Source organism: Marinobacterium marinum (assembly GCF_013868415.1).
Taxonomy (GTDB): domain Bacteria; phylum Pseudomonadota; class Gammaproteobacteria; order Pseudomonadales; family Balneatricaceae; genus Marinobacterium; species Marinobacterium marinum.
This window is the reverse complement of sequence record NZ_JACEMT010000055.1, coordinates 196706-203872: the sequence shown is the minus strand read 5'-3', so window position 1 is coordinate 203872 and position 7167 is coordinate 196706. Positions and strand designations below refer to the sequence as shown.

Annotated in this window: 6 protein-coding genes; all 6 read left to right on the top strand. The window is 57.9% G+C overall.

Annotation, left to right across the window (positions count from 1 at the left end; genetic code table 11):
* Window positions 1-572 precede the first annotated feature (572 nt).
* The 6 genes from H1S06_RS15420 to H1S06_RS15395 all read left to right on the top strand — a co-directional run bounded on the left by H1S06_RS15420 (window position 573) and on the right by H1S06_RS15395 (window position 7091).
* The gene (locus tag H1S06_RS15420; protein ID WP_181741819.1) at window positions 573-827 is read left to right on the top strand and encodes a Trp family transcriptional regulator; all 255 of its coding nucleotides are present in this window, start codon (window positions 573-575) and stop codon (window positions 825-827) included.
* On the top strand, window positions 824-2215 hold the full coding sequence (locus H1S06_RS15415) for an anthranilate synthase component I family protein (protein WP_181741817.1): 1392 nt from the start codon (window positions 824-826) through the stop codon (window positions 2213-2215). The genes H1S06_RS15420 and H1S06_RS15415 overlap by 4 nt, the downstream gene beginning before the upstream one ends.
* The gene (locus tag H1S06_RS15410) at window positions 2212-2874 is read left to right on the top strand and encodes an anthranilate synthase component II (RefSeq protein WP_181741816.1); all 663 of its coding nucleotides are present in this window, start codon (window positions 2212-2214) and stop codon (window positions 2872-2874) included. Before H1S06_RS15415 ends, H1S06_RS15410 begins: the two co-directional genes overlap by 4 nt.
* A gap of 234 nt (window positions 2875-3108) precedes the next feature.
* Window positions 3109-4044 (top strand): ABC transporter ATP-binding protein, encoded by a 936-nt coding sequence (locus H1S06_RS15405; RefSeq protein WP_181741814.1) that lies wholly within the window; start codon window positions 3109-3111, stop codon window positions 4042-4044.
* Window positions 4041-4802, top strand: coding sequence for an ABC transporter permease (locus H1S06_RS15400; RefSeq protein ID WP_181741811.1), 762 nt, complete (start codon window positions 4041-4043; stop codon window positions 4800-4802). Before H1S06_RS15405 ends, H1S06_RS15400 begins: the two co-directional genes overlap by 4 nt.
* A gap of 612 nt (window positions 4803-5414) precedes the next feature.
* A complete protein-coding gene (locus H1S06_RS15395) occupies window positions 5415-7091 on the top strand; it encodes a thiamine pyrophosphate-dependent enzyme (protein ID WP_220183911.1) in 1677 nt (558 codons plus the stop codon).
* The last annotated feature ends 76 nt before the right edge of the window (window positions 7092-7167 follow it).

Genomic DNA, 7167 nt, shown 5'->3' with positions numbered 1-7167 from the left:
TAACACATATGAGCCTTCTCGGTGTCAATAGGCAATAGTATTTTCATTGGCTGCATGAGCAGCCAATACAAAACCCTGAACGAGGGCGACTACTTCGTCTGTCTGAGTCGGCTGTTCATGCACTTACAGCAAACACATATAGAGGCTCTCTTATCACGGTTGAACACCGTGGCCTGACCGGTTCGGCTCCTTGGGGTGGTCAGGGGCGCTAGACATTCATCGGTTAACCGGCCTCCGGCACTATTCAAATGACAGGTTGCACAGGCTCCAGTTAGATTCAGGCTCAGGACCGGTGTAAGCGCACTGGCTCAGGGCATTGATGCACGCCAGCGGAGCGGCTAATCAAGTGAACGCGCTTCAAAGCGGCGTACAAAACCGGTTTGGATCTCAAGGATCAGTCAGCAGACACCGGCTTTGGATACGCTCTGGAAAGATCCAGTTAGGCTTTAGGCTCACCCCGCGGTAGTGTGCAGAATTCTGAACACTACCCTGAAACGGAACATGTCACTCGGAACCCTCAATCACAAAAATACCAGTTGACCCCACCCTTCGTTCTGATAACGTACTAGTGCATGAATACAACCTATTTGAATGAGCTACTCGATCACCTGCTCGGCATGCAGGAGCGCGATGCCCTTGAAACGGCCCTGCGCGATTTGCTGACCCCGGCTGAACTGACCGAGGTCAGCAACCGTTTGCAAATTCTGCGCATGCTGGAAGCGGGTATACCCCAGCGGGAGATCGCCAAGCAGCTTGGTGTCGGTATTGCGACCGTCACTCGGGGCGCTCGCGCCCTGAAGATCAAACAACAACAGGGATTATCATGAGCCACACACCGGCCCGCATCGAGCTGCCTCGCAAACCACATTACGTGACGCTGGCAGCGGATATCGACTTCTTCGGCCTGTTCAAGAAGATCGAGCAACGCTTCGACAACTGCTTCATGCTGGAGTCATTGGGCGAGGAAAGCCACCTCTCTCGCCACTCCATTATCGGCTTCGACCCGGAGCAGATCCTCTGGGCGGCAGAAGGGGCATTACATGTGCAGGGCCGTGACGGCGAGGTACAACGCTACGCAAGCGATAACCCCTACTACCTGCTGCGCGAAATCGTGCCTCAGGACATCATCTCGCGGAAGTACGCCGGTGGCCTGACCGGCTATATCGGCTACGACTGCATGAACTACTTCGAGCCGAGCCTGCAGCTGCAGCACAGCGAAATGTTCGATGTGTTCCGTTTCGGCGTGTTCAAGGATGGTCTGATCCTCGACAAGATGACCGGCGAAGTGATCTACTTCCATTATGATGACAGCCGCATGGCGATGATCGAGCAGATTCTGGCCGAACCGGCCGTGGTGAACGGCCCGCTGACCGTGACGCCTATGGGCGAAACCATGACCCAGGACGAGCACGCGGCGGCGGTGATGAAGGTGAAGCAGGACATCATCGACGGCAAGATTTTCCAGTGTGAAGTGGGCTTCAAGAAGCGCTTCCGTCTGGAGGGCGACAGCATCAACCTGTATGAACAGCTGCGCGAAGTGAATCCCTCGCCGCAGATGTACTACGTCAAGTTCGGCGAACAAAAGCTGATCGGTGCCAGCCCCGAGCTGCTGTTCCGTCTGCGCCAGGGCGAAATGGAAACCTTCCCGCTGGCCGGCACCACCAAACGTGGCGCCAACGAGGTGGAAGATACTCAGTTTGCACGTACGCTGCTCAACGACCCCAAGGAAATTGCCGAGCACAACATGATCGTCGATCTGCACCGCAACGATATTGGCAGGGTAGCGCGCTTTGGCACCGTGAAGGTGCGCAGCCTGATGGATATTAAGCGGTTCAGCCACGTACAGCATATTTCCAGCGAGATTGTCGGCATTATTTCTGAAGATCACGACATGTTCTCGGCGTTGGCCAGCAATTTCCCGGCCGGCACACTGACCGGCGCGCCCAAGATTGAGGCGATGAAAATCATCGACGACCTGGAATCGGATGGACGTGGTCCTTACGGCGGCGCTGTTGGCCACTTCTCGTTCAATGGTGACTGCGCCTTCGCCATTCCGATCCGCACGGTCTTTGCCAATGGCGAAAATGCTTATGTGCAGACCTGCGGCGGTAATGTCTATGACTCCAACCCGGAGGACGAATACGAAGAAATCCGGCGTAAATTTGCCGGTACCAAGAAGGTTCTGGATCAGTTCACATCGGAGGAACAGGCATGAAGGTCTATATCATCGACAACTATGACTCCTTCACCTACAACCTCTACCAGTACATTGGCGAGATCCTGCACACGGAACAGCATCAGGGCCGCCTGGACAGTTTTGATATTGTGGTCAAGCGCAACAACGAGGTTACTCTGGATGATGTTCGCGCCGCCGCGCCGGACCGGATCATCATCTCGCCGGGGCCGGGCTCTCCCGAAGACCCGGCCTACTTCGGCGTCTGCGCCGAGGTGATCCGCGAGCTGGGGCCGCAGATCCCGCTGCTGGGCGTGTGCCTGGGCATGCAGGGGATCGTGCATGTATTCGGTGGCAAGGTGGTGAAAGCGCCTTTGCCGATGCACGGCAAGATTAGCCCGATCAGCCACACCGCCGAGGGCGTATTCGCCAATACACCGGACCAGCTGGAGATCATGCGTTACCACTCGCTGATGGCCGAGGCCGAAAGCCTGCCTGAGTGTTTGGACGTGACCGCCGTGGTCGGCGATCTGCCTGTGGACAGTTTTACCGACCATGCCCGCATCCATCGGGGCGGTGATTTCGAGATCATGGGGGTGAAGCATCGCCAGCATCCCATCCACGGCATTCAGTTCCACCCGGAATCCTTCGCTACCGAAGGCGGCAAGGAGCTGATCGCCAACTTCCTGTTTCAGGCCTGAATCGAGTCACCTATCGTCATACCTGGCGCTGCTTGGGCGCCGCCGGTCGTGATCAAAGCCTGCCTTGCACCTCCCCAGTCCTGGCAGGCCTGATACCGTCAGCCACGTAATTCCGAACGACGGTCATCACTGTCCCTCTACCTCCGATAGAAAGCGTGCATCGGCATCGCCCCGCCCTACCCGATCAGGCTACACTCATTCAGTGTTATACCCACAAAATGACAAGGAGCCTCCGTGCAACCCATCATCCAAATTCAGGGTGTCGGCAAGACCTATGCCTCCGGCTTCACCGCCCTGAAATCCGTACATCTGGATATTCAGCGCGGTGAAATTTTTGCCCTGCTCGGCCCCAACGGCGCAGGCAAGACGACACTGATCAGCATCATTTGCGGCCTGGTCAACGCCAGCTCGGGCCGGGTGCTGGCCGATGGTGTCGATATCGTCGACGACTATCGCCAGGCGCGCCGTCTGATAGGACTGGTGCCTCAGGAGCTGACCACCGATGCTTTTGAGAGCGTTTGGGATACGGTGTCGTTCAGCCGGGGCCTGTTCGGCAAGCCGGCCGACCCCGCCTATATCGAAAAGATTCTGCGTCAGCTGTCGCTGTGGGATAAGCGACATTCAAAGATGCTGGCACTGTCCGGTGGCATGAAGCGCCGGGTGATGATCGCCAAGGCGCTGTCGCATGAGCCGCGCATCCTGTTCCTGGATGAGCCCACCGCCGGTGTCGATGTAGAATTGCGCCGCGACATGTGGGAGATGGTGCGCGGCTTGCGCGACAACGGCGTCACCGTCATTCTCACCACCCACTACATCGAGGAAGCGGAGGAAATGGCCGACCGCATCGGTGTCATCAGTCGTGGCGAGTTGATCCTGGTGGAAGAGAAGGACACCCTGATGCAGCAGCTGGGGCAGAAACAGCTGCACCTGATCCTGCAAACTCCGCTGGCAACACTGCCGGAAGCTCTCGGCCAGTACAACCTGAGTCTGAGCGAGGATGGCGGTCGGCTCACCTACACCTTTGATGCCCACCAGGAAACCAGTGGTATTGCCGAACTGCTGCGCGTCCTGAGTACAGAAGGTATCGACCTCAAGGATCTGCAGTCACAACAGAGTTCTCTGGAAGAGATCTTCGTCAGCCTCGTTCATCAACCGGAGCAGAATCAATGAACCTCAACGGCATTCGCGCCATCTACCTGTTCGAGATGAACCGCACCCGTCGCACCCTGATGCAGAGCGTGATTTCACCGGTATTATCCACCTCGCTCTATTTTATTGTCTTCGGCACCGCCATCGGATCACGTATGGGCGAGATCGACGGGATCAGCTACGGCGCGTTCATTATTCCCGGCCTGCTGATGCTGTCACTGCTGAGCGAGAGTATTTCCAATGCATCGTTCGGCATTTTCTTCCCGAAGTTTTCCGGCACCATCTACGAGGTTCTGTCCGCACCTGTGTCGCCGTTCGAGATCGTGGCCGGGTATGTCGGCGCTGCCGCCACCAAGTCGTTGATCATCGGTGCGCTGATCCTGCTGACCGCACGGGTATTCGTCGATTACAGCATTGCACACCCGGTCTGGATGCTGGCCTTCCTGCTGCTCACCGCACTGACTTTCAGCCTGTTCGGCTTCATCATCGGCGTCTGGGCCAATGACTTCCAGCAGCTGCAGGTGATTCCATTAATGGTGATCACGCCACTGACCTTCCTTGGCGGCGCGTTCTATTCCATCAACATGCTACCGGAGCCCTGGCATACACTGACATTGTTCAACCCGGTGGTGTATCTGATCAACGGCTTCCGCTGGGCCTTCTACGGCGTCGCTGATGTGCACATGGGACTAAGTCTGGGCATGACGCTGTTGTTTCTGCTGATCTGCCTGACGGCGGTCTGGTGGATTTTCCGCACCGGGTATCGCATCAAGCCCTGACCCCGGCTATCAAAACAGGCGGTTATCCGCCCGTGGATAAACACATTGGGAGGCGACAACCCCGCCAGCGCTGCAGGGTGTCCCCGCCCTGCAGCTCATATGTCCGACGCTCCATCGACCGATCACCCTGGGCTCTTGTCTCTGGATTAATCATCCCGAACCGGCTAAGGTGAGGAAAAAATAATGATGGTTGCAGGACATGATCAATCGTTCCATGCACAAAACACACTGGCGTCTCTCAATCGGCCAACACTGGTCACGCAGTGTGCGTGGCATTTCCATTCCCCCACCCCGCTTCATCGGACAGATCTGATCTGGCCGAGCTTTTCCATGCTTCCATTTTCGATTGCGGCTGTCCTGTCGGCTGATGCGTGCGCCTGTGCACACGAATGCCTGAGCTGAATGCCCATATTCAGACCCATGCGCTGTTCGCACCTGCCTATATGTTGTACGTGCGCCTGAAGCAGCCGCACCGAAATGGATAACCCGGCAAAGTCGTGTCCGAGCGAAGGCTCGGCACCCGCTCCCCGGCCGTCTGCAGCCGTGGATACGGGCGGCCAGACAACTCATAACGGATTTTTGTTTAGTTATCCAAGAAGAGTTTTCTGCGTCATGAATAAAGCAACCATGAAAAAAATGACCGCTGGCGAAGCCATGATCGAATCCGCTGTCGCCAACGGCGTGGATACGGTTTTCGGCATTCCGGGAGCACAGATCTATCCCCTGTTCGACGGCATCTACAAGCACAACCTCAACCTGATCGTACCGCGCCATGAACAGAGCGCGGCCTACATGGCCATGGGCTATGCCAAGTCCACCGGCAAGACCGGCACCTTCGCCGTGGTCCCCGGTCCCGGCATTCTCAACACCACCGCCGCCCTGTGTACCGCCATGGGCAACTGCAGCCCGGTTGTGGGCCTGACCGGACAGGTACCCAGCCCCTTCCTTGGCCAGGGACGCGGTCATCTGCACGAGCTCAAGGACCAGGCCGGCACACTCGGGTCGATCGTCAAGGAAGCCTTCCATATCGACAAGGCTGAAGATACCGCCACAGTCATGAACCAGGCCTATGCAAGCGTGCGCAGCGGTCGGCCGGGGCCGGTGACGGTTGAAATGTGCTGGGATATCATGGCCACCGAGAGCGACTTCGTATCGCCCCTGTCGGCACCGGCTCTCGAAGCACTCCCTGCCATCAACCCGGACTCGCTCGCTTCTGCAGTCGACATGATCGCCAAGGCGCGCAAGCCGATGATCATGTGCGGTGCCGGTGCCCTGCACGCCTCTGAAGCGGTCACGGCACTGGCCGAACTGCTGAACGCTCCGGTCACGGCCTTCCGCAGCGGGCGCGGCGTGGTCGCCGAAGATCATCCCCTGGGATTGTCTGCCGTAGCCGCCCGCCAGCTCTGGGACGACTGTGACCTGCTGATTGGCGTGGGATCACGATTGGAGATGCCCTATCTGCGCTGGGGTAACTACATGCAGTACGAACGCAAACCAGGCCGTGGTCCTCAGCTGATCCGCATTGATATCGACCCGGCACAGATGGAAATTTTCGCACCGGATCTGGGTATTATCGGAGACTCGGCACAGGTCTGCCATGCATTGCATGATCTGCTGCTGGACAAGGCCACCCCGAATCCGGACCGTCTGGACGAGATTGCCCGCGCCAAGACCCTTGCCTGGAATGCATTGCAAAGCGTCCAGCCGCAGATGGCCTATCTGGATGTGATCCGCCAGGTCCTGCCACGCAACGGCTTCTACGTGCCGGAGCTGTCACAGATGGGCTTCACCACCTGGGTGGGCGGCCTGCCGGTGTATCAGCCGCGCACCTATGTGGAGGGCGGCTATCAGGGGACTCTTGGATTCGGCTTCCCCACGGCTCTGGGTGTCAAAGTGGCCAACCCGGACAAGACCGTGGTTTCTGTCAGTGGCGATGGCGGCTTCATGTTCGGTGTGCAGGAGCTGATGACGGCCGCCGAGTTCAACATCGGCCTGATCAGTATCGTCGTCAACAACCATTGCTATGGCAATGTTCGCCGTGATCAGGAAATGGGCTTCGGCGGCCGCTTCAGTGGCTCGGAACTGAAAACCCCGGACTTCGTCAAACTCGCCGAAAGTTTTGGCATACGTGGCTACCGGGTCGACAGTCCCCAGGCACTCAAACCATTGCTGGAAAAATGTATCGCGCTCGACCAGCCCTGCCTGATCGAGATCCAGTCCGAGCGTGGCCTGGAAAGCTCGCCCTGGCCCTTCATTCACCCGCAAGGCCCACTGAGCGCCGAGTCATAAGAACAGATGAGTGGAGCGATCGGCACCCCGGTGTCGACGCTCCCGGCAACAGCCCACACAAAAAGCGTATGATCAT

Excerpts from the sequence above, each read along its gene's own strand:
- H1S06_RS15420 (WP_181741819.1), top strand. The coding sequence starts at position 573 with ATGAATACAACCTATTTGAATGAGCTACTCGATCACCTGCTCGGCATG.
- H1S06_RS15415 (WP_181741817.1), top strand. The coding sequence starts at position 824 with ATGAGCCACACACCGGCCCGCATCGAGCTGCCTCGCAAACCACATTAC.
- H1S06_RS15410 (WP_181741816.1), top strand. The coding sequence starts at position 2,212 with ATGAAGGTCTATATCATCGACAACTATGACTCCTTCACCTACAACCTC.
- H1S06_RS15400 (WP_181741811.1), top strand. The coding sequence starts at position 4,041 with ATGAACCTCAACGGCATTCGCGCCATCTACCTGTTCGAGATGAACCGC.
- H1S06_RS15395 (WP_220183911.1), top strand. The coding sequence starts at position 5,415 with ATGAATAAAGCAACCATGAAAAAAATGACCGCTGGCGAAGCCATGATC.